The 26262-nt window shown below is 41.4% G+C and carries 24 protein-coding genes; 11 read left to right on the top strand and 13 right to left on the bottom strand.

Annotated features, from left to right (window positions below; genetic code table 11):
• The first annotated feature begins 20 nt into the window (after positions 1-20).
• The 5 genes from map to RR876_RS04965 all read left to right on the top strand — a co-directional run bounded on the left by map (position 21) and on the right by RR876_RS04965 (position 4871).
• Entirely contained in the window at positions 21-848 is an 828-nt protein-coding gene (gene map / locus RR876_RS04985; protein WP_004695821.1) for a type I methionyl aminopeptidase, read from the top strand.
• Positions 849-1176: 328 nt separating this feature from the next.
• Positions 1177-2259 carry an OmpW family outer membrane protein gene (locus tag RR876_RS04980; protein ID WP_332476531.1) on the top strand — a complete coding sequence of 361 codons (1083 nt, stop codon included), beginning with the start codon at positions 1177-1179 and terminating at the stop codon, positions 2257-2259.
• Between the two features lie 152 nt (positions 2260-2411).
• A complete protein-coding gene (locus tag RR876_RS04975; protein ID WP_332476532.1) occupies positions 2412-3620 on the top strand; it encodes an MFS transporter in 1209 nt (402 codons plus the stop codon).
• Positions 3613-3747, top strand: a complete 135-nt coding sequence (locus RR876_RS04970) for a hypothetical protein (RefSeq protein WP_017397043.1) — start codon at positions 3613-3615, stop codon at positions 3745-3747. The genes RR876_RS04975 and RR876_RS04970 overlap by 8 nt, the downstream gene beginning before the upstream one ends.
• A 167-nt stretch (positions 3748-3914) precedes the next feature.
• Positions 3915-4871: a TauD/TfdA family dioxygenase gene (locus RR876_RS04965; RefSeq protein WP_332476533.1), complete on the top strand. Its 957-nt coding sequence runs from the start codon at positions 3915-3917 to the stop codon at positions 4869-4871.
• 437 nt (positions 4872-5308) lie between these two features.
• Here the strand turns inward: RR876_RS04965 and serC are convergent, their stop codons facing one another.
• Positions 5309-6388 carry a 3-phosphoserine/phosphohydroxythreonine transaminase gene (gene serC, locus RR876_RS04960; RefSeq protein WP_010327215.1) on the bottom strand — a complete coding sequence of 360 codons (1080 nt, stop codon included), beginning with the start codon at positions 6386-6388 and terminating at the stop codon, positions 5309-5311.
• Between the two features lie 428 nt (positions 6389-6816).
• On the opposite strand from serC, the gene RR876_RS04955 reads away from it, so the two are divergent.
• The 4 genes from RR876_RS04955 to RR876_RS04940 are packed head-to-tail and all read left to right on the top strand — an operon-like array spanning position 6817 to position 11632.
• Positions 6817-8247: a TolC family protein gene (locus RR876_RS04955; protein WP_332476711.1), complete on the top strand. Its 1431-nt coding sequence runs from the start codon at positions 6817-6819 to the stop codon at positions 8245-8247.
• 21 nt (positions 8248-8268) lie between these two features.
• Positions 8269-9417, top strand: coding sequence for an efflux RND transporter periplasmic adaptor subunit (locus RR876_RS04950; RefSeq protein ID WP_332476534.1), 1149 nt, complete (start codon positions 8269-8271; stop codon positions 9415-9417).
• The gene (locus RR876_RS04945) at positions 9417-10547 is read left to right on the top strand and encodes an ABC transporter permease (protein ID WP_332476535.1); all 1131 of its coding nucleotides are present in this window, start codon (positions 9417-9419) and stop codon (positions 10545-10547) included. The genes RR876_RS04950 and RR876_RS04945 overlap by 1 nt, the downstream gene beginning before the upstream one ends.
• The gene (locus tag RR876_RS04940) at positions 10544-11632 is read left to right on the top strand and encodes an ABC transporter permease (protein ID WP_332476536.1); all 1089 of its coding nucleotides are present in this window, start codon (positions 10544-10546) and stop codon (positions 11630-11632) included. Before RR876_RS04945 ends, RR876_RS04940 begins: the two co-directional genes overlap by 4 nt.
• A 34-nt stretch (positions 11633-11666) precedes the next feature.
• Here RR876_RS04940 and RR876_RS04935 read toward each other — a convergent pair whose 3' ends face one another.
• The 6 genes from RR876_RS04935 to RR876_RS04910 all read right to left on the bottom strand — a co-directional run bounded on the left by RR876_RS04935 (position 11667) and on the right by RR876_RS04910 (position 19168).
• Positions 11667-12110: a DUF3887 domain-containing protein gene (locus RR876_RS04935; protein ID WP_184118058.1), complete on the bottom strand. Its 444-nt coding sequence runs from the start codon at positions 12108-12110 to the stop codon at positions 11667-11669.
• 73 nt (positions 12111-12183) lie between these two features.
• Positions 12184-15165 carry a DNA gyrase subunit A gene (gene gyrA, locus RR876_RS04930; RefSeq protein WP_332476537.1) on the bottom strand — a complete coding sequence of 994 codons (2982 nt, stop codon included), beginning with the start codon at positions 15163-15165 and terminating at the stop codon, positions 12184-12186.
• 306 nt (positions 15166-15471) lie between these two features.
• Positions 15472-16080, bottom strand: a complete 609-nt coding sequence (locus tag RR876_RS04925; protein WP_332476538.1) for a hypothetical protein — start codon at positions 16078-16080, stop codon at positions 15472-15474.
• 295 nt (positions 16081-16375) lie between these two features.
• On the bottom strand, positions 16376-17311 hold the full coding sequence (locus tag RR876_RS04920; protein WP_004982561.1) for an FAD-binding protein: 936 nt from the start codon (positions 17309-17311) through the stop codon (positions 16376-16378).
• Positions 17312-17328: 17 nt separating this feature from the next.
• Positions 17329-18081: an electron transfer flavoprotein subunit beta/FixA family protein gene (locus tag RR876_RS04915; RefSeq protein ID WP_005400499.1), complete on the bottom strand. Its 753-nt coding sequence runs from the start codon at positions 18079-18081 to the stop codon at positions 17329-17331.
• Positions 18082-18562: 481 nt separating this feature from the next.
• On the bottom strand, positions 18563-19168 hold the full coding sequence (locus tag RR876_RS04910; protein WP_078425376.1) for a LysE family translocator: 606 nt from the start codon (positions 19166-19168) through the stop codon (positions 18563-18565).
• 114 nt (positions 19169-19282) lie between these two features.
• Here RR876_RS04910 and RR876_RS04905 point away from each other — a divergent pair, with 114 nt between their 5' ends.
• Together RR876_RS04905 and RR876_RS04900 are read left to right on the top strand one after the other, a co-directional pair.
• Positions 19283-19777 (top strand): Lrp/AsnC family transcriptional regulator, encoded by a 495-nt coding sequence (locus tag RR876_RS04905; protein WP_004695793.1) that lies wholly within the window; start codon positions 19283-19285, stop codon positions 19775-19777.
• Positions 19777-20382, top strand: a complete 606-nt coding sequence (locus RR876_RS04900) for a GNAT family N-acetyltransferase (RefSeq protein ID WP_332476539.1) — start codon at positions 19777-19779, stop codon at positions 20380-20382. Before RR876_RS04905 ends, RR876_RS04900 begins: the two co-directional genes overlap by 1 nt.
• Here the strand turns inward: RR876_RS04900 and RR876_RS04895 are convergent.
• The 6 genes from RR876_RS04895 to RR876_RS04870 all read right to left on the bottom strand — a co-directional run bounded on the left by RR876_RS04895 (position 20309) and on the right by RR876_RS04870 (position 26002).
• A complete protein-coding gene (locus RR876_RS04895) occupies positions 20309-20707 on the bottom strand; it encodes a hypothetical protein (protein WP_332476540.1) in 399 nt (132 codons plus the stop codon). The genes RR876_RS04900 and RR876_RS04895 overlap by 74 nt on opposite strands.
• A gap of 333 nt (positions 20708-21040) precedes the next feature.
• A complete protein-coding gene (locus RR876_RS04890; RefSeq protein ID WP_332476712.1) occupies positions 21041-21952 on the bottom strand; it encodes a tyrosine recombinase XerC in 912 nt (303 codons plus the stop codon).
• Positions 21953-22105: 153 nt separating this feature from the next.
• Positions 22106-22951: a diaminopimelate epimerase gene (gene dapF / locus RR876_RS04885; RefSeq protein ID WP_004695783.1), complete on the bottom strand. Its 846-nt coding sequence runs from the start codon at positions 22949-22951 to the stop codon at positions 22106-22108.
• A gap of 6 nt (positions 22952-22957) precedes the next feature.
• Positions 22958-24208: a diaminopimelate decarboxylase gene (gene lysA / locus RR876_RS04880; protein WP_176538061.1), complete on the bottom strand. Its 1251-nt coding sequence runs from the start codon at positions 24206-24208 to the stop codon at positions 22958-22960.
• 32 nt (positions 24209-24240) lie between these two features.
• Positions 24241-24465, bottom strand: a complete 225-nt coding sequence (locus tag RR876_RS04875; protein WP_004982578.1) for a hypothetical protein — start codon at positions 24463-24465, stop codon at positions 24241-24243.
• Positions 24466-24598: 133 nt separating this feature from the next.
• Positions 24599-26002, bottom strand: coding sequence for an amino acid permease (locus RR876_RS04870; protein ID WP_332476541.1), 1404 nt, complete (start codon positions 26000-26002; stop codon positions 24599-24601).
• Positions 26003-26262 lie beyond the last annotated feature (260 nt).

Here is a 26262-nt window from a genome sequence, read left to right as displayed (position 1 = left end):
TCCAAAAGTTTTTAGAGATCATGAACAGTACTTACGAAGCACCCCGTCGACTCATCAAAAGCGCTGAAGACATCGAAAAGATGCGTGTGGCTGGACGACTGGCGGCTGAAGTTTTGGATATGATCAAGCCACATATTAAACCAGGTGTGACTACACTTGAGTTAGATACGATTTGTCACGATTATATTGTCAATAAACAAGACGCGATTCCAGCATGTTTAGGTTACGGTGCAGCACCGGGTCGCCCTGCTTTCCAACATGTGATTTGTACTTCTGTAAACCATGTGGTCTGTCACGGCATTCCTTCAGATGCAAAAGTGTTGAAAAAAGGCGATATTTTAAATATTGATGTGACGGTCATTAAAGATGGTTTCCACGGCGATACCAACATGATGTACATCGTCGGTGGCGAGACTTCTATTCTCGCGAATCGTTTATGTAAAGTGGCACAAGAAGCGATGTACCGTGGAATAGCAACAGTGAAGCCAGGTTCAACCATTGGCGACATTGGTCATGCCATTCAACAATATGTCGAATCGGAACGTTTTGGTGTCGTGCGTGAATACTGTGGTCACGGTATTGGAACTGTGTTCCATGACGAACCTCAAGTCTTACACTATGGTCAACCAAACTCAGGCATGATCTTAGAAGAAGGCATGACCTTTACCATTGAGCCAATGGTCAATGGTGGTGACTGGAAAACTAAATTATTGGGCGATAAATGGACGGTAGTGACGAAAGACCATAGCTTGTCTGCACAGTATGAACATACATTATTAGTCACTAAAAATGGGGTTGAAGTTTTAACTGCACGTCCTGAAGAAGATTTATCACGCTTTCAGTCTTAATTGCTGTCATTGGCATGAAGTATGATGCCATCTGTCAAAAAGACCACCTTGAGGTGGTCTTTTTTATGACTAAGCAAATATTGAATTTTAAATTTATTCTTTATTTTACAAATAGCTATAATCAAAAAGCACTCAACAGTATCGCTCTATTACATTCATTCATCTGTAACAAAAATTGCAAGCAAGTAACACGATCACACAAAACGGGTTTTGACATTCACAAATGTCAAAAACACATGTCCTTCAAAAACAACAGCTTTATCGTAGCAGTAACCTTAATAATACGCTCTATAAAAACGAATAGCTAATTTGGACATGGAGTCCCAGAATGAAAAAAACATTGCTTTGTGTAGCAACGTCTATTGCTGCTTTACCTATGCTCACACATGCAGATTCACCTTATTTTAGTCTACAAGATGGTGATGGATTTAAACGCTTTTCTGTATCGGTCGGTGCTTTACACGTCATGCCACAAGGTAAAGCTCAACCTTTCCGAGTTAACACCTCTGTTAAAGAAGGCGAAGTAGCCAAAAATGGTGATATTAAAGTCGACACTGTCTTAAATAATCTAAATGAAGATGTTGACCAAAGATTATTAGCCGATGCACTCAAAGTATTGGGGTTTGTAACAGGAGGGAATCTCAGTTCAGGTTTAAGTGGCTCATCCACTATAAGCGGCCTTGAAAGCTGGGATAACCCTGGTACGGGTTTAGAAGCCGATGATGTCACCACATTGGGCATCATGACCAACTACTTCTTTACCGACAATATTTCTTTTGAGATGAAAGCCGGTATTCCACCTAAAGTCGACTTACAAGGCAAAGGAAAAATTTATGCACCCTTCGCCGCAGTTGCGACGCCACAAATTGGCAACCTACCCTTAGAATTTTTAAATATTGACTTAAAAAATAATATTTTCATTACCGACTTAGAAGCACATGGCCCTGCGGCATCTGCACGTGCATGGACACCTGCTTTCGAGTTCCAATATCACTTTGGTAAAACAGGAGTAAATAAATTCCGCCCCTATGTCGGTGTTGGAATGATGTATGCCTACTTTAATGAGCTGGAAATTAACCCACAAACGGAAAAAGACTTGATTGCGGCAGGTCATATGATTGCCAATATTAAAGAAGGAAATGCAGGTGCAGCACTTGAGGGGAAAAAGAGTTCAGCCAATCCTAAAGTTAAGCTAGAAGCAACCGATGCCTTCGCGCCTGTTGCAACTGTCGGTTTCACCTACGACTTTAATGATAAATGGTTTGCTGTCGGCTCTGTGTCCTACGCCCATCTAAAAAATGAAACTACGATCACCGTCAAAGATGCTACGCACGGTGAACTGATCAAATCCACAGCTGATATTGAAATTAACCCAATTCTTGCTTATGCAGGTGTCGGCTACCGGTTCTAAGCTTCAAACAACTACCAAAAAGACGACACCAAGTCGTCTTTTTTCATGAATATTCATTGTTTTTATTGATCAAATAGTCAATTTTTTATCATCGCTTTCAGCAAATAATTCACTTAATATAGCGAACTCTAAGCTCATTTTTTGGTTGAAATATGTCAGAAACTCATTTTTCCAAACCGCTGATTTATATGCTCATTGGAAGTGCAATAATTCTGGCATTATCACTGGGTGTCCGACATGGCTTTGGACTCTACCTTGTGCCTATGAGTGATGAGTTTGGCTGGGGACATAATGTTTTTAGTCTAGCGATTGCGATGCAAAACCTGATTTGGGGCGCTGCGCAGCCCTTTACAGGCGCATTAGCAGATAAATATGGCTCTAAAATCGTGGTTGCCGTCGGTGGTGTGTTGTATACCATCGGTTTGCTGCTCATGGCAGTCAGCTCTACGGGTTGGTTACTCAACTTAAGTGTCGGTCTTATTTTGGGCCTAGCATTATCTGCCACCTCTTTCTCTGTATTGTTATCTGCGGTGGGTCGTGCTGCACCGCCTGAAAAACGTAGCCTTGCTATGGGTATTGCCAGTGCAGCGGGTTCTTTTGGGCAGTTCATTATGCTGCCGTCAACCTTACTGCTGTTACAAAACTTTGGCTGGTCTGCGGCGTTGGTCGTTAGTGCAATTTTAATTGCGATGATTGTTCCACTGGCCTGGATGCTCAAAGCCCCGGCCTTTGTTGTACCGAATGCGTCAACCAATCAAGTTCAGCTCAGTTTTAAAGATATTTTAGTCATTGCGAAAAACCATAAACCATTTTGGTTCCTATCACTTGGTTTTTTGGTGTGTGGCTTCCAAGTAGTCTTTATAGGTATCCATTTACCTGGCTATTTGATTGACCATGGTTTTAATGCAACCACAGGAACCGTTTTCTTAGCTTTGGTCGGTTTATTTAATATCGTTGGTACTTACACTGCGGGCTGGCTAGGTGGGAAATATTCTAAACCAATGTTGCTGATGGGCTTATATGGGCTCAGAGGCATTGCAATTATTGCCTTTTTAATGCTCCCATTGAGCACAGTCACCATCTATAGCTTTGGTGTAGTGATGGGTTTATTATGGTTATCTACAGTGCCTTTAACCAACGGTATTGTGGCCAATATGTTTGGTATTAAATATCTGAGCATGCTGAGTGGCATCGTGTTCTTTACCCATCAAGTTGGTTCATTTTTCGGTGGATGGCTGGGTGGTGTGAACCATGATGTGACAGGCAATTATGACTTGATTTGGCTGTTCTCTATTATTCTGAGTGTTTTTGGCGTACTGGTACATTTCTTTGTCGATGAGAAGGCAGTTGTCCATGACTAATTCATTTCTATGGCTCAAGTGTGGTATCGGCATTAGCATCGTTGCTTTGTTTGCTCTAGCAATTAGCCTTTGGCTGAATACGCCGGACCTGTTTGAGTATTTTAATCAGGCATTTTGCGCACATTAAATCTGCATATTTTTAGCTATATATTTCATTATAAAAGAAAAGCAACACAATCATTAGCTTAGTATTTTTTAAATTTTTTCATAAGTTTAGAACTTCTTTTAATTTTAAGATTACACATATTTTGATTACATTTTCTCTAGACCCCATATCTAGAGAAAATAATCAAAATGACCGCATTAACCCAACTTTCACAAGCGATTCATGATGCCCCGCGTTGGCATCAACCTGAACAATTTCAAAATCCAGAAGAAATTCAAATTATCCCACTGGCGCAAGAAGCCTTAGGTGCTGTGGTTTTTGGTTTAGATGCCCGTAAAGCCCAAGCAGGAGAAACCATCTATCGCTTGAAACAAGCTTTGGCTGAACATCTAATTTTAATTTTTAAAAACCAAACTTTGGATGATCTGCAATATTTAGCCTTTGCCAGCTATTTTGGTTCTATTTTCCGCCCAAGTGCAGATAATCCTGTGCTTGCTAGCCAGACTGAGACTGGTGTTCCACCCGATGTGGTTCCTGTTTCCAATGCGGTCGGTCAAGGCGACTATACTGGTCATGGCGAACTCACCCCACATGCCGATCACCAGTGGACACCTCTTCCCTCTTTTGGCTCTCTGCTCTATGCCCTTGAGCTTCCTCAAGACGGCGGACAAACCTCTTGGTTCAATACCATCAAAGCCTATGATGCGCTTCCCTATGACGTCAAAAAGCAGATCGACCAGCTACAGCTGATTACTTATAACCCATTCGTCCGTGCACAAAGTAATACAGGCAATACGGGTTATGGAGACAGCCCTTATTATCGCTTTAAAGATCAACCCATTTTAGGGCATGCCTATCCGCATCCCTTAGTCCGCACACATCCAGAATCTGGGCGTAAAGCGCTTTGGCTCAATACCCGTTCGGAAGTTGAATTACTCAATGTCGATGATACCGAAGGCAGTGAACTGATTGCTGCACTTCGTACGCACATCCTCAAACCTGAGTTTCGCTATGAACATCACTGGGAAACCGGAGATATTGTATTTTGGGATAATCAGGTGACACTACATTCACGTCGTCCCTTTCCTGTCGATCAACGTCGCTTACTCAAACGTATTAGTCTTGCAGGTGGGCGTCCGTACTAGGCGACAAATAAAGTGAATAATTCATTGGCATGACACCAAAATGTCACGATTGTTTTAGATAATCTGTTAAAAAACCAATAAAAAAAGCCCATCAAACAATGTACGACTGATCAGTAAATGCATTTCAATAGAATGCATTTACTGTTGGGCTATTCTCAACGGAGTCTCACTGTTTTAAATCAAATTTATGAACTTCGTTCTGTTCTTTTATTTAGCCAAATGAGAAGCCAAGCTTCGCAAGGAAAGCATTTGTCATCCACAAAACCTGTTCACTTGCTTCGTTTGAACAACTTTTGTTAGAACACAGCCCAAGCCAAAAGTTAGGCAGGTTGAGGATGACGCTTCCGCGTATCTAATAAATTTTAAAAGAAAATGCCAGTCCGTTTCTTAACTGACTGGCATTACAACTTTTAAGTTAGCTTTTCTGGCTCTATGGCTTAAGCATTTCGTTTCGCAAAGTCATCCATAAAATTCACTAGGGCTTGCACGCCTTCTAGAGGAACCGCGTTATAAATACTTGCGCGCATCCCACCAACTGAGCGGTGACCCGCAAGGTTCAACAAATGGTTTTCTTCAGCTTCTTTCAGGAAAAGTTTTTCCAAATCTGGATTCGCCAAAGTAAACGGCACATTCATAATTGAACGGTTTTGCACAGCAATTGGGTTTGCATAAAAATCGCTTGCATCGATATAACCATAAAGCAGTTTCGCCTTTTCAAGGTTCACTTTATGAATCGCTTCAACACCGCCTTGTTCAAGCAACCATTCAAATACCAGACCGGATAAGTACCACGCATAGGTCGACGGTGTATTAACCATCGAATCATTCTTCGCTTGTGAAGCGTATTTCAAGATGCTTGGAATTTCAGGTTTGGCTTGATCTAACAGATCTTCACGAACAATAACCAAGGTTAAACCCGCTGGGCCAATGTTCTTTTGTGCGCCTGCATAGATGATACCAAATTTAGTCACATCAACAGGTGCAGACAAAATACTTGAAGACAAGTCCGCAACCAATGGCGCATTGGTTTCTGGAATAGCCGAAAACTGAAGACCACCAATCGTTTCATTATCTACATAATGCACATAAGCTGCATCTTGAGATAAGTTCCAAGTGCTTGAGTCTGCAATGGCAAGTTTTCCATCAATTTGCGTACCCGCTTCAATGACGTTGATATCACCATAGCGCTGCGCTTCTTTCAGTGCTTTCTCAGACCAAATTCCAGTATGGATATAATCCGCTTTGCTGTTTTTACCCAACAAATTTAAAGGAATCGCGGAGAACTGAAGTGAAGCACCACCTTGAAGGAACAAGACTTTATAGTTCTCTGGAATGTTCATGAGTTTACGTAAATCTGCTTCTGCTTTTTCAGCCACAGCAACATAGTCTTTACTACGGTGACTCATTTCCATGATGGAAAGACCCTTGCCTTGCCAATCAAGCATTTCAGCTTGTGCTTTTTCTAAAACGGCAGTAGGTAATGCAGCAGGACCAGCACAGAAGTTGTACGCGCGCATGATTTTTCCTTTCAAAGTGAAACACAATAAAATGATGGCATTTAACCACAGATAGCCAGTGCTTGCAGTAAATTCAACTGAAAATATTTCAATGTAATCTCACCTTTACAGTCAAAAACTCAATCAAGATCAACGATCCAGTTTTAACTCAGCATTCCTCAATCAATTACAGCAGCGCTTTCCCATTCACCTAAACTCAAACGAAAGCATTTCCTTTGCTTAAAAATGTCGCTAATCTATTGATATACATTTGCAAATTAAACAATTCAGTAACTGAGTCAACATTCAGAACAATTAGATTATGCGTATAATGTGCAAAAACATAGAAAAGAGTCGTGCTCATGCCACTAAGACTATTCAACATGCTTAATACACCAGCCAACAAATTCTTATTGCGTACGTCACTGCCATCAATCTTGTCATTAAGCATGTTCAGTCTCAGCCTCGGAATCAGCTCGACAACTTTTGCTGCATCTATCAGCTATCAACAAGCTGAGCAAAATGTGTTACAAGACTCGTATAGCACACAGGCCACCCAAGCCTTACAACAAGCTTCAAAACTAGAAGCTGAAGCGGTCAAGGGTTTGGGGCTACCCCGTATCGATCTGAACGTACGTGCTTATGCTTTTCATAATGAGCTCGATGTACCTCTTGGTGCACTCAAAAATAATTTAGAAAAAACACTGACTGATGGTGTAGCCACGAAAATTGATGAGTGGCAAAACGCCTATCCAAATTTGGGCGATTTAAGTGGTTTAGAGCAAGGAATTGATCAAACCATCCACAAAGGTGTCGGGCTTATTCCGAATAGCTCGCAAATCACCTTAGAAGATCAAGTCATACGCCCGACGATTTCTGCAATGATGCCACTTTATACAGGTGGGTTAACCTCAAGTGCGAAACAAGTCGCCAATATCAAAGCCAAACGTAGCGAACTCAACAGCAAACAACAGCAAGACTTACAACGCTTTGAGCTGATTCAAGCTTATTTCAATGTCCAACTGCAAAAACAGTTACTCGCATCTAGCCAATATAATTGGCATGCAATGCAAAAACACTATGACAATGCACTTAAACTCGAACAACAGGGCTTTATTAGTAAAGGCCAGCGCATGCAGTTTGAAGTCGCAAAAAACAATGCACAGCGCAGTCAGCAAGCCAGTCAGGCCAATTTAAAAGCCAGTTTATTTCAACTGAATAACCTTTTACAAAGCAGCCAAATAACTGAACTCACCACACCACTCTTTATTAACAGTACCCAAAACCAAGATCTGAATACCCTACTCAAGTCATATGCAGATCAATCGGCCTTAGTACAAAAACTGCAAATGGACACTCAACTGGCACAAGCCAATGTCACGGCACAAAACGCCGCCAAGAAACCCCATATTTTTGCCTTTGGTGAATACAGTCTGGACGATAAAAACAACTGGATCGTTGGATTAGCCGCACAGTACAATCTATTCTCAGGCATTGATAAAAACAAAAATGTCCAAGCAGCAGAGTTACAACGCTACGCTTCTGAACTGATGACAGCACGGACCAAACAAGAAATTGAAAATGTGATTTATAAATCCTATAGCGAAGCCACCACAGCGCAGCAAAGTGATCTGTTGTTACAGCAAAATATAAAAGCAGCGCAAGAAAATTTACGTATACAAGAATTGTCCTTTAAAGAAGAGATGGGAACGGCGACCCAAGTGATTGATGCACAAAATATGCTCAGCGCTTTAAAAGCAGAATCAGCACTGAATGCCTATAAATATGTCATGTCACTGGCAACGCTTCTACAAAGTCATGGTTCGATCCATCAGTTCCAAACCTATCTTCTGCAACCCAATACACGATTTATTCGTTAATTCTTTGATGAGAGCCATTTAATGAATCAAGATCAAAACCAATCTGATCCGCAAAAACCTGAAAAACAAGAAGATCAAGCGGTGCCATCAACAGAGGAATTAACCACAAATGATACTCAAGAACAGGCACAGACTGAGAGCGAACAGACTAAGCCAGCATCAGCCAATACCAACACCGAGCAAAAGTCCAAAGCGATCAAGCTGATTGGGGGGCTTGCTCTTATTATTCTATTTATCGTGATTGCTTTTGGACTGTGGAAGGCCTATCAACCGAAAACGGTTGAAATCCAAGGTCGGGTTGAGGCAGAAACGATCCATGTCAGTACCAAAGTGCCGAGTCGAATTGATGAGATTTATGTACATGACGGACAGAAGATCAGCAAAAACCAAGAACTCGTTCGACTGTATAGCCCTGAAGTCAATGCCAAAAAACAGCAAGCACTGGCCAGCTTACAGGCGGCTTTAGCACTCCAGTCCACCGCTGACCGTGGTTCTCAGGAAGAAAATATTGCGAGTTTATACGCTAACTGGCAAGCATTGAAAGCACAGCAAACTTTGGCACAAACCACCTATCAACGTGGTGCAAACTTGTACCAACAAGGTGTCATCTCACGCCAACGTCGCGATGAAATGCATGCTGCGGCGCAATCAGCTGCTCAAATGACAGAAGCCGCATATCAACAATATGCTCGGGCTGAACGTGGCAGCACCCCACAGCAAAAAAGTTCAGCAGATGCGCAAGTGCAAATTGCAAAAGCAGCTGTTGCTGAAGTCAATGCACTTGAAGCTGAAACCAAACTACTCTCACCCATTGACGGTACCGTCTCTAAAACTTATGGCAAACCCTCTGAATTGGTAGCGATCGGTGTACCGATTGTGAGTATTATTCAAGACCGTGAACTTTGGGTATCACTGAATATTCGTGAAGACCAATACGCCAACATCTATCAGGCAAAACAAATTGAAGGCTTTATTCCAGCCTTAAACCTGCATACCAACTTTAATATTAAGAACATTGATGCCGAAGGCGAATTTGCCACCATTAAGACCACACGCCAAACAGGGGGCTATGACATTCGTAGCTTTAAAGTTCATTTGACGCCTGCGCAAGCCATTCCAGACCTAAAAGTTGGCATGAGTGTGTTGTTTAAAGTCAAAGAGAGCAAATAATGCTAAGGGGACTACTGCGGGAACTGAACTATTTACTCAAACATAAGTGGGATCTATGTTTAGTCACGCTTGCCCCACTGTTTATTATCGTACTGTTTTCCAGCATGTTTGCCCAAGGTAAACCCGAACATTTGCCTATTGCGATTATTGATCAGGACCAAAGTGAGCTAAGCCAAAACATACAGCGCTACTTAAGACTCAACCATACTTTAGATGTCGCCATCGTCAGTGATCAAAATACCGAAGTTGAAAAGTTGCTGAACCAAACCAAAGTTTGGGGTTACGTCAGTATTCCCCATGGTGCTGAACAACGTTTTGTTCAAGCTAAAGATGCTGAAATCAGCATTGCCTATAACCAAAGTTACTTTAGTGTAGGTAACACCATTTCATCAGCCATGTTACTCAGCACAGTTGAAGCCATGGCAGACTATGCTGGTGAAAGTTATTTAGAAAATACTATTCCTTATTTAGATGTACCTACGCCACACGTTAAAATTTCGACCTTATACAACCCAAATTTGAGTTATGAGTTCTATTTAGAACCCTTTATGATTCCTGCAATTTTGCATTTACTGCTCTGCTGCTGTGTCGCATTTTCAGTCGGTCAGGAATTTAAGTTTGATACAACACAAAACTGGCTAAGCAATCAATCTGCTTTTAAAGCTATCCTCTCTAAGAATCTGACCTATGTACTTATTTTTAGCTTATGGACATGGGCATGGATGTTTTGGCTGATTGAGATTCGCGGTTGGTTTGTTGCAGGTCAGCTTTGGTTGATCATGTTGGCACAGCTTTTATTTTATAGTGCCTATGCCTTGATCAGTAGCACCATTGTTTTAGCCACCAATAACTTATCCAAAACCTTTGGGTTAATTGCTGTGTATGGCGGTTCATCGCTCAGTTTTGCAGGAGTGACCCTCCCCTTAAATAACGCACCACTGTTTACCAAATTTTGGGCCAATATTATCCCTTACACACCCTATGCAAAATTACAAACCGAACAATGGGTCATTGGTAGCCCAATCAGTTCATCCCTTTTGCCTTTACTCATACTTATCCTCTATGTGGTCTTTTACACAGCGACCTCTGTCCTGCTCCTCAAAAAACGAATCAAAGGAGCCGCGTCATGAAGTCATTTTTGCACTATTACCTCAAGACATTTAAAGACATCATCGCCAATCAGTCGATTTTAACCACACTCATTCTCTCGGTGATTTTCTATAGTATTTTCTATCCGACTGCCTACAAAGCCCAACAAGCAGAAGCTTTGCCCATTGTGATTGTGGATGAAGAACAAAGTATCGTGACCAATAACATCATTCAGCACGTTGCGCTCAGTCCAAATGTTGAAGTGAAAGCTGTGACAGGCAATTTCCTCGATGCTGAAAATATGATTAAACAACAGCAAGCCGATGGTATTTTGCTCTTACCCGAAAATCTTTCCAACAGTCTTCGGCATGGCGAAGTCGGTGGGATTGGGCTGTATCTCAGCGCGGCAAACTTTTTAAAAACCAAGCAAATTGGACTAGGTCTCGCTACCTCAATTGAAAATGCTGTACGCGAGCACGTGGAAAAATTTGGTAATATTTCGCACTTTTCTCCAGCCATTTCCATTCATCAAACACCGCTTTTTAACACCATGTCGGGTTATGGCAGTTATATTTTCCCCGCCATTGCTCCGCTGATTATTCATCAAACCATCGTGCTCGGTTTAGGGATGTTATTGGCCGGATACCGCGAACAGAAATGGCGACCAACGACAACGGAATTTTTTGCGATTTTTTGTGCCATTCTGACCATTGGTATACTCGGTTGTTTATATTTATTTGGCTTTATTTATTGGTTAAATGACTACCCACATGGGGGAAATTTTAGTGGCATGTTACTGGCCGTGCCGATTTTTATAGGCTGTATCGTGGCTTTAGGCATGTTGATTTCCACATTTTTCGATATGCCTGAACGTGCAGGACATGTCATTGTATTTACCTCTATTCCGCTATTTCTACTTTCAGGAACAGCATGGCCACACGCCGCAATGCCCGCTTGGATGCAATACTTGGGCAATATTTTGCCATCGACCCAAGGGATTCAAATGTTTATTCAACTGAACCAAATGGGTGTACCAACTGCACTTATTCTGCCGAAACTACTGTATCTCTTTGTGTTTGGTATAGCTTGCGCAGCATTTGCTTATTGGCGTCTCAAGCATCGCTAAATTTTGAAACTTATTTTATAGCAATCCCACCAATTTAATCCGTTGAAGCCCCATAAAGTTTGACATCAAAGCTGCGAATTTTTGTGCTTCCGCCGGCTTTGTCAAAACCAACATCGTATTGAACTAGGTTTTTATTGCTATAAGCATACTCATAGGTAACTGCATACAAACTTGGTTTTTCCGTCGATTTTTCAATGTGTTTCGATACAATTTTTTGAGTCGTTATGGCTTGTTTAGGAATCGATTTTGCAAATTTTCGCATGTCTTTTTCATGAGTTTTAAATTCACGCTGTAACTCTGGCTCAAAATAAGTATAGAGCTGCGGAAAATCCCCCTGAGTAAAGGCTTGATAAGCTTGCTGAGCTACTTGCTCTTGAGCAGGACTCGGATTTGGGATCGAATCCAATGCCTGTTGTCCCAATTTATCACATGCTGTTAAAGCCAACGCACAACTCAAAACCAGTAATTTTGCTTTCATAAAATCTTCTCCGCCACTAGGTCATCGCCAATATGAAAAAGGACGCCGAAGCGCCCTTTTCTTTTTCATTCAGTTAGTCTTCGTTCGATGTATTGGTATCTGCTGTATTTTCAGATGCATCTACATTTACTTCGTCAACTACAGTTTCTTCAGTTGTTTCAATAGAAGCATCTAAAATATCATCTTCGACTTCAACTGCTTCAACAGCAACGACACCGACCAAGATTTCTTCATTACCTAAACGAATCAGACGCACACCTTGTGCATTACGACCCGTTCTAGCAACTTCAGAGGCACGAGTACGAACTAAAGTACCGCCATCAGAAATTAACATCAACTCTTTAGATTCATCAATGGCAACCGCACCTACCAACTCACCGTTACGTTCAGATGTTTTGATTGCAATAACACCTTTACCACCACGTTTCTTGGTTGGGAAGTCATCCACTGGCGTACGTTTCCCATAACCATTTGCAGAAGCACACAGTACTTCGCCAGTTTCAGGTACAACAACTAATGAAACAATACGGCTCGCCACATTTAAATCATAAGATTCTTCATCATCTGAATCTGTGTCGGTTTCAACATCATCTTCAGCCTGAGCCGCAGCTAAAGTGACGCGCATACCACGCACCCCTTTTGCAGTACGTCCCATCACACGTGCATCAGTTTCAGAGAAGCGAATTGCCTTACCTTCATTTGAGAACAACATGATTTGCTGTTCGCCATCGGTAATTGCAACACCAATCAAGGTATCTTCTTCTTTTAGCTCAATCGCACGTAAGCCGTTTGAACGAACATTACTAAATTGTTCTAATTCAACACGTTTGACCGTACCAGATGCAGTTGCCATGAATACAAAGAAGTTCTTACGCATTTTCTCTGCAAGATCAGCAAATTCAGCAACTGTTTCATTGTCCAAATCTGTTGTTGAAAGCTCAACACCCAACTCTTTCAATTGCTTACGTAATGCATCAGAGAGTTCATCTGCATCTTCAGCCAACTCATCGAATGAAGCTTTTAACGCTTCATAATGCGCGTCGATAATACTATTTTCACGTAATGTCGCGACATTGCTACGCACAAAGTTTTTGAACTCAGCTAAGCGTTCTTTAAATTTTTTCGGCGCATCAATCACAGGAAGAATTGCTGTGATTGTCTCATCGGCATCCAGTGGCAATAAGTTCACCATTGGGCGACCTTTTGAACCACGCGATGCTTGAGGCACTTCAAACACTCTCAGGCGATAGACTTTACCAACATTGGTAAAGCACAACACTGTGGCATGGTTAGAGGTCACAATCAGATGCTGGATATAGTCATCTTCTTTCATCGATGTCGCAGATTTACCACGTCCACCACGACGCTGCGCAGCATAGTCTGAAAGTGGTTGAGTTTTCGCATAACCTGTTTTTGAAACAGTCAGTACCACTTGCTCTTCAGGAATTAAATCTTCACGAGAGAAGTCAATACGAGACTCAACAATTGCGGTACGACGAGCATCGCCGTATTGTTGCAAAATTAAAGCTAATTCTTCTTTAATCACTGCCATCAATAAATTGAAGTCATTTAAAATCGCTGTGAGTTCAGCAATTTGACCTAAAATTTCAGTATATTCAGCTTGTAACTTGTCTTGTTCAAGACCCGTTAAACGGTGCAAACGAAGCTCAAGAATCGCACCGACTTGCGCAGGCGATAAACGATAAATCTGACCATCTAAACCAAACGGGCGGCTTGGATCTTCACCTTCAATTTCGTCGGGACGTACAGAAACAGAACCTGCTTTTTCAAGCAATGCAATTACATTCCCTGCTGCCCACTCACCTGCTTGTAAACGCTCACGTGCCTCAGCGGGGTTTGCAGAAGTTTTAATGGTTTCAATGATCGCATCAATATTTGCTAATGCTACCGTCAAACCTTCTAAAATATGACCACGTTCACGTGCTTTGCGCAATTCAAACATGGTACGACGCGTCACTACTTCTTGGCGGTGACGAATAAATGCCGCAACAATGTCTTTCAAGTTCATTAACTTTGGCTGGCCGTTGTCTAAGCACACCATGTTAATGCTGAAAGAGTTTTCCAACTGCGTGTTTTGGAATAAGTTATTCACCACAACTTCAGCGTTTTCACCACGCTTTAAGTCAATGGCAATACGCATCCCATCTTTGTCAGATTCGTCACGTAGCTCAGAAATACCTTCCAGTTTTTTCTCTTTCACCAACTCAGCGATACGTTCAATCGTTCTTGCTTTGTTGACTTGATATGGAATTTCTGTGAAAACGATCGTGGTACGACCTGTTTTTTGGTCTTCTTCAAAATGGTACTTACCACGAATATGCAAACGACCTTTACCTGTACGGTAAGCATCAACAATGCCCGCTTTACCGTAAATAATGCCACCTGTAGGAAAGTCTGGACCCGAAATATATTCCATCAATCCTTCAATTGAAATATTTGGGTTTTCAGCATAGGCCAAACAAGCGTTCACTACTTCAGTCATGTTGTGCGGCGCCATATTGGTCGCCATACCCACAGCAATACCTGTAGTACCGTTAATCAGTAAGTTCGGAATACGCGTTGGCATCACTTGCGGAATACGTTCAGAACCGTCGTAGTTGTCTTCCCAATCCACCGTATCTTTTTCAAGATCGGCAAGGATTTCATGAGTCAACTTGCGCATACGAACTTCGGTATAACGCATCGCAGCTGCACTATCGCCATCGACCGAACCAAAGTTCCCCTGACCATCAACCAATTGATAACGCAAGCTAAAGTCTTGAGCCATACGAACAATGGTTTCATAAACAGCAGAATCACCATGTGGGTGATATTTACCGATCACATCACCAACCACGCGGGCAGACTTTTTATAAGCTTTGTTGTAGTCATTACCCAATTCGTGCATTGCATAAAGCACACGACGATGAACAGGTTTTAGACCATCTCGAACATCTGGCAAAGCACGAGAAACAATCACGCTCATTGCATAGTCAAGATACGAGTTCTTGAGTTCATCCTCAATCGCAATCGGTCTGATTTCCGATACGCTCATGCATACTCCTTATTCTACAAACGTAAAACCGCTTGCATTTATATGTCGTAAAACTTGCAAAATTATTAGTTCAAAATACTGAACTAAAAACTGAAATATAGCCGCAAATTATAGCATAAACACTCTGATTTTTGTGTCACGTCACCCCAGTTAATCTCGTTAATTTTCTTTAATTTAGGGGTTATTTTTTACACATGTATAGGATGTACATTTACAGCTCCATCACATTCCCTATTAACATTGCATAAAATGCAAAAAAGCCCTCATTTTTGAGAGCTTTAAGTCATGTCTTGCCTATCTTTGGACTTAACGATCAATGTCCCGCTTCTCGCGCTGCATAATGTGAAATGCAACCATAAACAAACCCAGTATTAAAGGAAACTCATACAGCTCCTCCATAAGGTCTTTATAAGCAATCTGATGTAAGAAAATTCCACCATAAATGCGGCTGTGCTCAATGCCGTCAGAAATAATCAATCCCAATACCGTGAGCAGCATTGCCCAAGCAGGAATCGTCATACTCTTCATTTTTATCGCAATCTCATCGCGCAGTGGTTTAACCAACAACATAAATACGACTGAACCAATCAAAACCACTGAGATGCTACGAAAATATACTTTTGGGACTTCGGGAAAATAGTCTCTGCCCCAACTGGTGCTACGCCCAAATAGAAGCAACCACCACAGTACAGCCCAGATCCAAAAATACTTTTTACCCTCAGGAAGGCGCATCGGTTGCATGTAAAAATAACTAAATACAGCAAATATCAACAAAAGTAGCGCTTGAATATTTTCCACACCACGTACAACAGCACCTTCTAAAAGTGGTAACTGTAGATCAGCTAAAAATGGAAAGATTAAACACAGAACAGTAAGGATCAGAACAGACCAAGATACACGAGTATCAATCAGCAAGATTACAACTCCCAACTTAACAAAAAAAATTTTATGTAAGTTAAGCTTAAAAATGAATGGAAAATAGTATCATAAATCTGAATATTCAGATGCACACCCAGCTTAAGAAATGCTTAAATTTTCATTATTATTTGCAGAATACAATGATTTAAAATAACAAAATAAATATCGAGTGATTTGATTTCTTATAATATTGAGAATGATTTACGCGCATAAAAAAACGCTCCTGCACATGGCAGTTAAGCATTACTTAAACTGCTTGCACAAAAGCGTTTTTTTGAAACGTTGTCAGGAATTAGATTTTAGATACTAACTCTGGAACAACGGTATTCAAATCACCTACTAACCAGTAGTCAGCAACTGCATTGATAGGTGCTTCTTCGTCTTTGTTGATCGCAACGATCACTTTAGAGTCTTTCATACCTGCCAAGTGCTGGATCGCACCAGAGATACCTACAGCGATATACAGATCAGGCGCAACAATTTTACCTGTTTGGCCTACTTGCATGTCGTTTGGAACGAAACCAGCGTCAACCGCAGCACGTGATGCACCTTGAGCAGCGCCCAATTTGTCAGCCAATGGATCAAGAACAGTATGGTAGTTCTCACCTGAACCCACACCACGACCACCTGAAACCACGATACGCGCAGCAGTTAATTCTGGGCGTTCAGATTTCACGATCTCTTCAGCAACAAACTTAGAGATACCAGCATCTTTTGCTTCGCTTACAGCTTCAACCGCAGCAGAACCACCTTCAGCAGCGACAGGGTCAAATGCTGTACCACGTACAGTACCAACAATGATTGCTTCATCAGACTGAACTGTTGCAATCGCGTTACCTGCATAGATTGGACGCTTGAACGTATTTGCAGATTCAACAGCAATAATGTCTGTAATCATGCTGACATCAAGAAGTGCAGCCACACGTGGAAGAATGTTCTTACCCGTTGTAGTTGATGCAGCCAATACGTGTTTGAAACCACCTTTAGCAATATCTGCAACCAAAGCTGCAACGTTTTCAGCCAATTGGTTTGCGTAAACTGCGTTGTCAGCAAGTAATACTTTGCTTACACCCGCAACTTTTGCAGCAGCATCAGCAACAGCTTGCGCGCCAGAACCAGCAACTAATACAGTGATATCACCACCGATTTTTTGAGCTGCAGCAACAACGTTTAAAGTTGCACCATTTAGTGCTTTGTTGTCGTGCTCAGCGATAACTAAAATACTCATGATTTTATCCTTCTGTATTAGATCACTTTCGCTTCATTTTTTAGTTTTTCTACAAGTTCGTCTACAGACTTCACTTGTACGCCAGCTTTACGTTCAGCAGGCGCTTCAACTTTAACTGTTTTAAGTTTAGTTGTCGTAGAAACACCAAAATCAGCAGGTGACTTCGTATCCAGCGGTTTTTTACGCGCTTTCATGATGTTTGGAAGAGCTGCATAACGTGGCTCGTTCAAACGTAAGTCAGTGGTGATGATCGCTGGAAGTGCAAGTTCAACAGTTTGTAAACCACCGTCGATTTCACGAGTTACTTGTACTTTGTCGCCATCAACTTTAACTTCAGAAGCAAAAGTACCTTGACCTGCACCTAGAAGCGCACCAAGCATTTGGCCGACTTGGTTAGAGTCATCATCAATTGCTTGTTTACCAAGAAGAATCAACTGAGGTTGTTCAGCGTCAACAACGCCTTTCAACACTTTCGCAATTTCTAAAGCACCCAGTTGGCTGTCATCAGCTTCAACTAAAATACCGCGGTCAGCACCAAGCGCCATTGCAGAACGGATTTGCTCTTGCGCTTCTTTAGGACCAATAGAAACAACGATGATTTCTGAAACAGTTCCTTTTTCTTTTAAGCGAACCGCTTCTTCCACTGCGATTTCACAGAATGGGTTAATTGACATTTTAACGTTGGTTAAGTCAACACCACTGTTGTCCGGCTTAACGCGAACTTTAACGTTGGCATCAACCACACGTTTTACAGCAACAAGAGCCTTCATGTAATCCTCGGCTGTTTTAGCAAATGTAAATGTTGAGAAAAGTTAGTTTAACTCTTCACTTAAATTTTTTTAGGTGCCCTATCTTGCAATGTGTACGGCATTTCGGTCAAGTCACAATTCACCAAAGAGCTGTAAAAATGCGTAAATTTAGCTGAACGACGCGTTCATACTTTTTTGTACGCACTATATTTGCACAAAATCGCACTCAGATTAAGTTATGATTTTTATTATATTTTTATCTGATTTACATTATTCAAAGATTTGATTTCTTTTCTCTAATATTCACCATCAAATAGATTATTGACTGTCTGTTCACATCTTTATCAGGCTTCACAAATCTGTCATTTAAGATAGATCACACAGCCTTAGATTCAAATACTCATTATTTTAGACATACGATGACACAATATTGCTGCTTTATTAGGCGATCTTAAAAACTTCCTCAAAAAAAAGCATGCCATTCTGACATGCTTCTCTGAGTTTAATTGGCAATCAGCCATGTCGCGGCCAATGCCAGCAAACCACCTGAAGTACCATCAATCCATTTTTGCTTACGTTCATCTATTGGGGACTTCTGTGTCAGTTTTGCAAAAACCAGACTCAAACTACAGTAGACCACAAAAATCATCGCGATAAAGAGTAAAGATAAAATCAAACCTTGACTGACAGTGTTGGCAGATTTATCGATAAATTGCGGCAAGATTGCAAAATAGATAAGCATACCTTTGGGATTTAACAGTGCGGTAAAAAAGCCCTTTTTGATCGGGTTATTTTCCGTTTTTCGGTCTAGTTGCAATTTTTTAGTGCTAAAAACCGACTTTAATAAGCCAAAGGCCAAATACAACAAATATGCAATACCCAGCCAGCGGATGGTTTCAAACAAAAGCGGGAAAGACACAATAATGGCAGCAATACCCAAAGCCACTAAAATTGAATGTAGTAAATAGCCTGTACATACGCCGATAGTCGCCATCATGCCTGCTTTTGCATCTTTGCCCATAACTTGAGACAGAATAAATAACATATCTGGCCCAGGTGTAAAAATTAGTGGCAGCACGGTCAGTGCAAAGAGTACATATACAGACATTTCCTTTCCCCTTTCATCCATTAGAAAGTGAAAATTAGTATGTGCGAAATAATACAAAATTGGCTTTCAATTTATTCTATAATAAAACGTATTTTTCAAATTATATTCTAAGATATGAAACAATCACCAAAGTCTGTGCGCATAAAACTTGACCGTATTGATAAAAATATCATTCGCCACTTACAAGACAATGGCCGTATTCAAAATAATGACTTAGCACGAGAAATCGGTCTATCACCGTCTTCATGCCTAAGACGCGTCAAACTATTAGAAGAAGCAGGTGTTATTCAAAATTATACCACAGTGGTCGATCCACAAAAAATTGGCCTTCAACTGATTCTGTTCTCACGTATTTGGCTGGTCGGCCAAGATGCCGAAACCATCGACACCTTTATTGAAGCCATGAAAGAGCTCCCTCAAGTCATGGAATGCTACATTATTTTAGGAGAATGCGATGCAATGCTAAAAGTCGTGGTACCCGATTTAGAAAGCTATCGTGAATTCCAATCCACACATTTGACCAAAAAAAATGGCATTACCAGTGTCAAAACAGACTTGCCAAGTCAAATCATTAAACAAAGTTTCCAACTCCCGCTTGATGAAATCTAATGTCAGTGCATTTCAAGTTTGTGATAGAAACGGCACGTTTACGTCTAAGAGCTTGGCGCGTAGATGACTTTCCTGCATTTGCGCAGTTAAATGCCGATGCCCAAGTGATGCGTTATTTTCCTCGTCCACTCACACAAACAGAAAGCGATACCCTTGCGCAAACGTTTCAGCAATTCATCAATCAAAATGGTTGGGGCTTTTGGGCAGTCGAACTGAAGCATAGTCAGGAGTTCATTGGATTTACAGGCTTACATGCTCAACCTGAGTGCTTTGATTTTTCTCCCTGTGTCGAAATTGGTTGGCGATTGGACTCGAAGTTTTGGCATCAGGGTTATGCCACAGAAGCTGCACAGGCTTGTCTATATTTTGCTTTTTCGGTTTTAAACTTGGATGAAGTTGTTGCTTTTACCGCAGTTCAAAATAGGGCTTCTGAAGCGGCAATGAAACGTCTCGGTATGCAACATCGTGGCTATTTTAATCATCCGAAACTCGACCAAAATAGCCCACTGCTTCGACATACACTATATGCCATTAAGCCAACTGACTTTCTAAAAAATCACGATGAATATGACTTAAATCAATCAATTCATATTGTCCAAGATTAAAAAGTTTCCAGACTTCAAGAAAGTCATCTTTCAAATCAATGCTATTTGAGGGCTGTGCAGTCACTTGCCACTGTAAATCGGAAATCCATAAATAGTATTGCCCAGTCTCTGCATTAAAAGCCTGAACTTTACCTGCCGCATTGACGCCTTGAACAAATGCATTTTCAGGCAGTACAGGTTCAATATTGGCTAAACTAATTTCAACAAAGTGTTTGACCTGACGCAAACCATAGCCCGCAAAAATTTCTTTTTGCGCGGAGCTGAGTTGATCATACTTTGCTTGTATATCTGAAATCATATACTGACCTATTTTCACATTTGTCATCTTCAATATAAGCTTAAATCTACCGTTTCATTAAACTGGAACATTAAGCCCATCCTCTTTTAAGTTTATACTCTATTTTTTGCCGATTTATTATTCTACAAAAGTTCATAATCACACTTTTTCTAACAAAAGTGAGCGATCATTACTACTTATTGATCAAGTTGATTAAAGCAAGAATAATGCCGAATCTCATAGACCGCCCTAGTGCGTACATGCGTACAATAGTTATCTACGGATGTGTTTACGCCGTTTGTTCTGACCTTTGGCATTTAACCTAAAACACAGCGCTATAGTGCATGCATTATGTGACACTATTTTTAAAGTATGTATGAACTAAGTTTTCACCTTTTGCTGTGCTCGTGGATGCGTCTGATCATACACTTGAGCCAGTCTGTCAAAATCGACATGGGTATAAATTTGGGTGGTACTTAAGTTACTGTGGCCTAACATTTCCTGCACTGCACGCAAGTCACCACTGTTTGACAGCATGTGACTAGCAAAACAATGACGGAGTAAGTGCGGATGCAGATCAATATTTACGCCTGCACGCTGTGCTTGAAACTTGACCCGATTTTCAATCTGACGCATCCCCAAAGGATTACCCTTTTGAGTAATAAAAACTTGTGCGTCGGGAACAAAATCACCATTCCATAGTGGATAAATGCTCAACCATTTCATTACCGCATCTTTAGCCTTAGAACCAAAAGGCACAACCCGAGTTTTATTGCCTTTCCCTGTAATACGCAGTAACTGTCGGTTAAAGTCGATATCTTTAATTCTTAAGCCCTGCACTTCCGCTAAGCGTAATCCACTGGCATAAAGCAGCTCAAGCAAAGCTTTATCCCGATACCACATTTGCTGTTCGACTTCTTTCTCAGGCAAGGCCTGATCCAAAATTTGATTGATGGTTTCAATATCCACTAGACCTGGTAAAGGACGAGGTTTACGTTTGAGTTGAAAGTCATCGGCAGGATTAAAAGCCAAATGTTGCCCCTGCTCAGCCCATTTCATAAACTGACGAATAGAAGACAACATCCGCTGTAGACTACTGGAGCTCAACTGTTGATGTTCAACTTTTTGTGCAATAAATTCGCGTAAATCAGTGGCTTCAACATCGCCCAACTCAAGCTTTTTCTGTTCGCAAAACAACAGAAAATCAGACACATCTCGTTCATAAGCCTGCAAAGTATGGGCAGACTGATTTTGTATTCCTCGTTGTTTTAACCACATCGCGAGTAGTTGCATCGGCTCAAAAGTCACAAGTCAGCCTCTATAGTTCTATTAGGTGAAAGATTGATTGGCTTTTACATAGTAGCACTGTCTTAGCTCGTTATATGTCTATTTCATTTTTCATAAAAAAAGCACTGACGAATCAGTGCTTCTTATGTAAGGCTAAACTTAGTTTTGATAGTAACTCAGATCAATGCGTCCTTCGTAGACATTTGAGGTTGGACCCGTCATCCAAACGACATCACCTTCACGCCATTCAATATGTAACTTACCACCTGCCAGTTCAATCTCAACAGATGAATCGAGTAAACCACGGCGCATACCTGAAATCGCAGCCGCACAAGCTCCTGTCCCACAGGCCAAAGTTTCGCCCACACCCCGTTCAAACACACGTAAGCGCGCATGCTTTTCATCAATGATTTGCATAAACCCTGCATTCACACGCTGTGGAAAACGTTCATGCGATTCAACCTGAGGGCCTAAACGCGCAACATCAGCTGTAATCACGTCGGGAACGATAGTAACTGCATGGGGGTTGCCCATATTGACCACATCAATGGTCAATTGCTCATTGTTCGCCAAAGCAATGTCATACAAAGCTTCTGGTGCATCCGCAATAAATGGAATTTCCTGCGGTAAGAATTTTGGATAGCCCATATTTACACGTACCCAGCCATTTTGACCGAGTTCGGGTTCCACAATCCCAGCCTTGGTTTGCACTTTAATCTTGGTCTTTGTAGTGAGCTGACGCTCATGTACAAAACGTGCAAAGCAGCGCACACCATTACCACATTGTTCAACTTCAGAACCATCAGCATTGAAAATACGGTATTTGAAGTCGACATTGGGTAAATCAGGTGGCTCAACAATCAACAACTGATCAAAACCAATGCCGAAATGGCGATCCGCCAAGCGCTGAATCGTGACAGTATCAAGGAATGCTCTTTGGCTGATTAAATCAACCACCATAAAGTCATTGCCTAGACCATGCATTTTGGTAAATTCTAATAACATCTTGAATTATCCTTCAGGCAATAAACGTTCTTTGTCCCAAAGCGACTCAATGGTTTCACGCTCACGAATCAAATGTGCGTTTTCACCATCCACCATCACTTCAGCGGCACGACCTCGACTGTTGTAATTTGAACTCATGACAAAACCATAAGCACCAGCACCCAATACAGCCAGTACGTCATTTTCTTTGAGTGCAAGCACACGCTCTTTACCTAAGAAATCACCTGTTTCACAAATCGCACCAACCACATCCCACTCTTTTGCCTCGACATCTGAGCGCGGTGTAACGGGCTGAATATCCATCCATGCTTCATACAGTGCAGGACGAATCAAGTCGTTCATGGCTGCGTCAATAATCGCAAAGTTACGGTGAATAGTCGGTTTGAGCAAATCAACTTTCGTCAGGAGTACCCCTGCATTTGCCGAAATACTACGTCCCGGTTCCATATACACTTTCAAACCCAATTTTTCTAAAGCGGGCTTCATTGCATTAGCATATTCAAAAACGGTAGGCGGCACTTCATCTTTATAGGTCACGCCTAAACCACCACCAATATCGATGTGTTTCAGCTGAATACCCATGGTTTTCAGCTGGTCAATCATCACAATCACGCGATCTAGCGCATCCACAAAAGGCTGTGTTTCGGTCAGTTGGGAACCAATATGGCAGTCGATACCAATAATGTCTAAATTCGGCAGTGTTGCAGCATATTGATAGGTTTCAAACACCGTATCTGACGGAATCCCAAATTTATTTTCTTTCAAGCCTGTTGAAATGTAAGGATGCGTTTTCGCATCTACATCTGGATTGACGCGCAATGAAATTGGCGCTTTTTTACCGAGCTTCGCGGCAACTTTTTGAATACGATCCAGTTCTGCATGAGACTCGACATTGAAGCATGCAATACCCACTTCTAATGCTTTTTGAACATCAACCTCAGTTTTACCTAAACCCGAAAAGACAATTTTAGAAGCATCGCCACCCGCTTTTAGTACACGAGCCAGTTCTCCACCGGTCACAATATCAAAACCAGCACCGAGCTTCGCAAGGACATTCAATACCGCAATGTTTGAGTTCGACTTGACCGCAAAGCAAATTTGATGATCGATAAAGTCAAAAGCACGATCCATCTCTGTAAAGTGTTTTTCAAAAGTCGCTTTTGAATAAACATACAGTGGTGTACCAAATTGCTGCGCAAGCTGTTGCAGCGAGCATTGCTCAGCGTGCAAAACCCCATGATTGCGGGTAAAACTCATGAATGTATCCTTTCTATGAAGCGTTTAAGGTATTAAGGCTGATTGGTTTCAACTGAAGGTGCAGCAAACTCTTGCTTAACGGGCGCTGTATCTTCCTTTTGTGCAGACGGCTTAGATGCTGCGTCTTTATAAAGCAAATATTTCGCTCGCTTGTCGTAGTTTGGATCATTTGGCATATGTAATGTACCAGACTGACCACAACCGACGAATGCAGTACTCATCACCAAGACACTGATGCAGCAAATGACAGAACGCATCTGATCACCTATTTGATATTTTGAAGAAGTATAACCTGATCAACATGCATGACCAAACCACTAAGCGCTAAAGATTATAGTGAGTTAAAAAAAAACGCCAGTTAAAGACTGGCGTTTTTTTAAATGGTATCGATTATTTATGTTTCGGTTTGTAGAAACCAAAATAACCAATAATCAAAATGATGAACCAAATCGGACTCACCATTAAAGCTTTCATGGTGTCGGCTTCTAGTGACAGCACATAGATCACGCCAATGAAGAAAACGATCACAAACCAACAGGTAAAGAGACCACCCGGTAGTTTAAAAGTCGATTTTGCATGTAACTCTGGACGTGTTTTGTAATACACAATGTAGCTCCAGATAATCATAATCCAGACGCAGATAAACAAAATCGTCGACAGTGTGGTTGCCAACGTAAAGGCTTCAACGGTATTCGGTACAAAGTACTGCAGTGCAGCACCTAACAGTAAACAAATTGCTGAAAAGTACAACGCATTTGCAGGAACAGCACGCTTGTTTAAATGACCAAATGCTTTTGGTCCTTGATCTTCACGCGACAAACCAAACAACATACGCGACGTTGAAAACACCCCACTGTTCATTGATGACATCACAGAAGACAACACCACCAAGTTCATGATGATTGCTGCTGCTGCAATACCCGCTTGACTAAACAAGTTCACAAAAGGGGAAACCGCAGGGTCAATCGTATTCCATGGCGTTACTGACATTACAATTACTAAAGACAGCACATAGAAAATAATGATACGAATGGGAATTGAGTTCACCGCTTTTGGCAAGTTCTTTTCTGGGTCTTTGGTTTCAGCAGCTGTGGTACCCACCAGTTCTACACCCACAAAGGCAAAGATCGCAATTTGGAAACCAGCAAGGAAGCCCGTCACGCCTGTTGGGAACATCCCGCCATGTGACCAAAGATGGGTAAAGGATGCGATTTCACCTGTTGTCGAAGTGAACCCCGTAAAGATCATCCATAAACCGACACCAATCAACACCACAATGGCAATAATCTTAATCAGTGCAAACCAGAACTCCAGCTCACCAAACAGTTTCACCGTGACCAAGTTCAAGCCCATGATGAACACAATGGCCGCAACACTGATCATCACCCCTTCCCCAGGTGTGAACGGCATCCCTCCATTAAAGAACTGGAGGTAATAAATAATCGCGGATAAATCCGCGATACCAATCGTGATCCAACATAACCAATAGGTCCAGCCAACAAAATAACCAGCCCACGGTCCAATCAAATCAGTAGAGAAATCGATAAACGATTTGTACTTTAAATTAGACAGCAGTAATTCGCCAAGCGCACGCATGACCAAAAACACCATAAAACCAATAATCATGTAAATGATTAAAATAGATGGCCCAGCGAGACTAATCGTCTTCCCCGACCCCATAAATAAACCCGTACCAATCGCACCGCCAATTGCAATGAGTTGTAAGTGGCGGTTGGATAAACTCCGTTTTAAATCACCTTGTTCAGAGGTCGATTCTGTATTTTCTAAACTCATTCTTGATGTCATCTTTTATGTCCAGTCGCCAAAATTACCCGAAAAGAACAAAAAAATAAAAAAAAAATTGTATTAATCTATATTTTCAACATCTTTTGAAAAGTTGATTAATTTTTCTTATATTTAATCCGACAAACCACAAGCAAAAGCCCCTGCTGAAAAAAACAGCAAAATACTTGTCAAAAAATAAATTCCATGTAACAAATACAACAAGACTAAAAATCAATAAAAAATCGTGCAGGAAGCATGACTGTGGCATA

This window comes from Acinetobacter sp., assembly GCF_036666595.1.
Classification (GTDB): Bacteria; Pseudomonadota; Gammaproteobacteria; order Pseudomonadales; family Moraxellaceae; genus Acinetobacter.
Note: the sequence above shows the minus strand (reverse complement) of the source record. Positions and strands in the feature narration are given on the sequence as shown.

Bases quoted from the DNA above. Each gene is read 5' to 3' on its own strand.
- RR876_RS04890 (WP_332476712.1), bottom strand. From the start codon at position 21,952: ATGCAACTACTCGCGATGTGGTTAAAACAACGAGGAATACAAAATCAG.
- RR876_RS04870 (WP_332476541.1), bottom strand. From the start codon at position 26,002: ATGAGTTTAGAAAATACAGAATCGACCTCTGAACAAGGTGATTTAAAA.
- RR876_RS04975 (WP_332476532.1), top strand. From the start codon at position 2,412: ATGTCAGAAACTCATTTTTCCAAACCGCTGATTTATATGCTCATTGGA.
- RR876_RS04935 (WP_184118058.1), bottom strand. From the start codon at position 12,110: ATGAAAGCAAAATTACTGGTTTTGAGTTGTGCGTTGGCTTTAACAGCA.
- RR876_RS04900 (WP_332476539.1), top strand. From the start codon at position 19,777: ATGTCAGTGCATTTCAAGTTTGTGATAGAAACGGCACGTTTACGTCTA.
- RR876_RS04955 (WP_332476711.1), top strand. From the start codon at position 6,817: ATGTTCAGTCTCAGCCTCGGAATCAGCTCGACAACTTTTGCTGCATCT.
- RR876_RS04895 (WP_332476540.1), bottom strand. From the start codon at position 20,707: ATGACAAATGTGAAAATAGGTCAGTATATGATTTCAGATATACAAGCA.
- gyrA (WP_332476537.1), bottom strand. From the start codon at position 15,165: ATGAGCGTATCGGAAATCAGACCGATTGCGATTGAGGATGAACTCAAG.
- RR876_RS04965 (WP_332476533.1), top strand. From the start codon at position 3,915: ATGACCGCATTAACCCAACTTTCACAAGCGATTCATGATGCCCCGCGT.
- lysA (WP_176538061.1), bottom strand. From the start codon at position 24,208: ATGAGTTTTACCCGCAATCATGGGGTTTTGCACGCTGAGCAATGCTCG.
- RR876_RS04915 (WP_005400499.1), bottom strand. From the start codon at position 18,081: ATGAAGGCTCTTGTTGCTGTAAAACGTGTGGTTGATGCCAACGTTAAA.
- RR876_RS04940 (WP_332476536.1), top strand. From the start codon at position 10,544: ATGAAGTCATTTTTGCACTATTACCTCAAGACATTTAAAGACATCATC.
- RR876_RS04910 (WP_078425376.1), bottom strand. From the start codon at position 19,168: ATGTCTGTATATGTACTCTTTGCACTGACCGTGCTGCCACTAATTTTT.
- map (WP_004695821.1), top strand. From the start codon at position 21: ATGAACAGTACTTACGAAGCACCCCGTCGACTCATCAAAAGCGCTGAA.
- RR876_RS04920 (WP_004982561.1), bottom strand. From the start codon at position 17,311: ATGAGTATTTTAGTTATCGCTGAGCACGACAACAAAGCACTAAATGGT.
- serC (WP_010327215.1), bottom strand. From the start codon at position 6,388: ATGCGCGCGTACAACTTCTGTGCTGGTCCTGCTGCATTACCTACTGCC.
- RR876_RS04945 (WP_332476535.1), top strand. From the start codon at position 9,417: ATGCTAAGGGGACTACTGCGGGAACTGAACTATTTACTCAAACATAAG.
- RR876_RS04980 (WP_332476531.1), top strand. From the start codon at position 1,177: ATGAAAAAAACATTGCTTTGTGTAGCAACGTCTATTGCTGCTTTACCT.
- RR876_RS04875 (WP_004982578.1), bottom strand. From the start codon at position 24,465: ATGCGTTCTGTCATTTGCTGCATCAGTGTCTTGGTGATGAGTACTGCA.
- RR876_RS04970 (WP_017397043.1), top strand. From the start codon at position 3,613: ATGACTAATTCATTTCTATGGCTCAAGTGTGGTATCGGCATTAGCATC.
- dapF (WP_004695783.1), bottom strand. From the start codon at position 22,951: ATGTTATTAGAATTTACCAAAATGCATGGTCTAGGCAATGACTTTATG.
- RR876_RS04950 (WP_332476534.1), top strand. From the start codon at position 8,269: ATGAATCAAGATCAAAACCAATCTGATCCGCAAAAACCTGAAAAACAA.
- RR876_RS04905 (WP_004695793.1), top strand. From the start codon at position 19,283: ATGAAACAATCACCAAAGTCTGTGCGCATAAAACTTGACCGTATTGAT.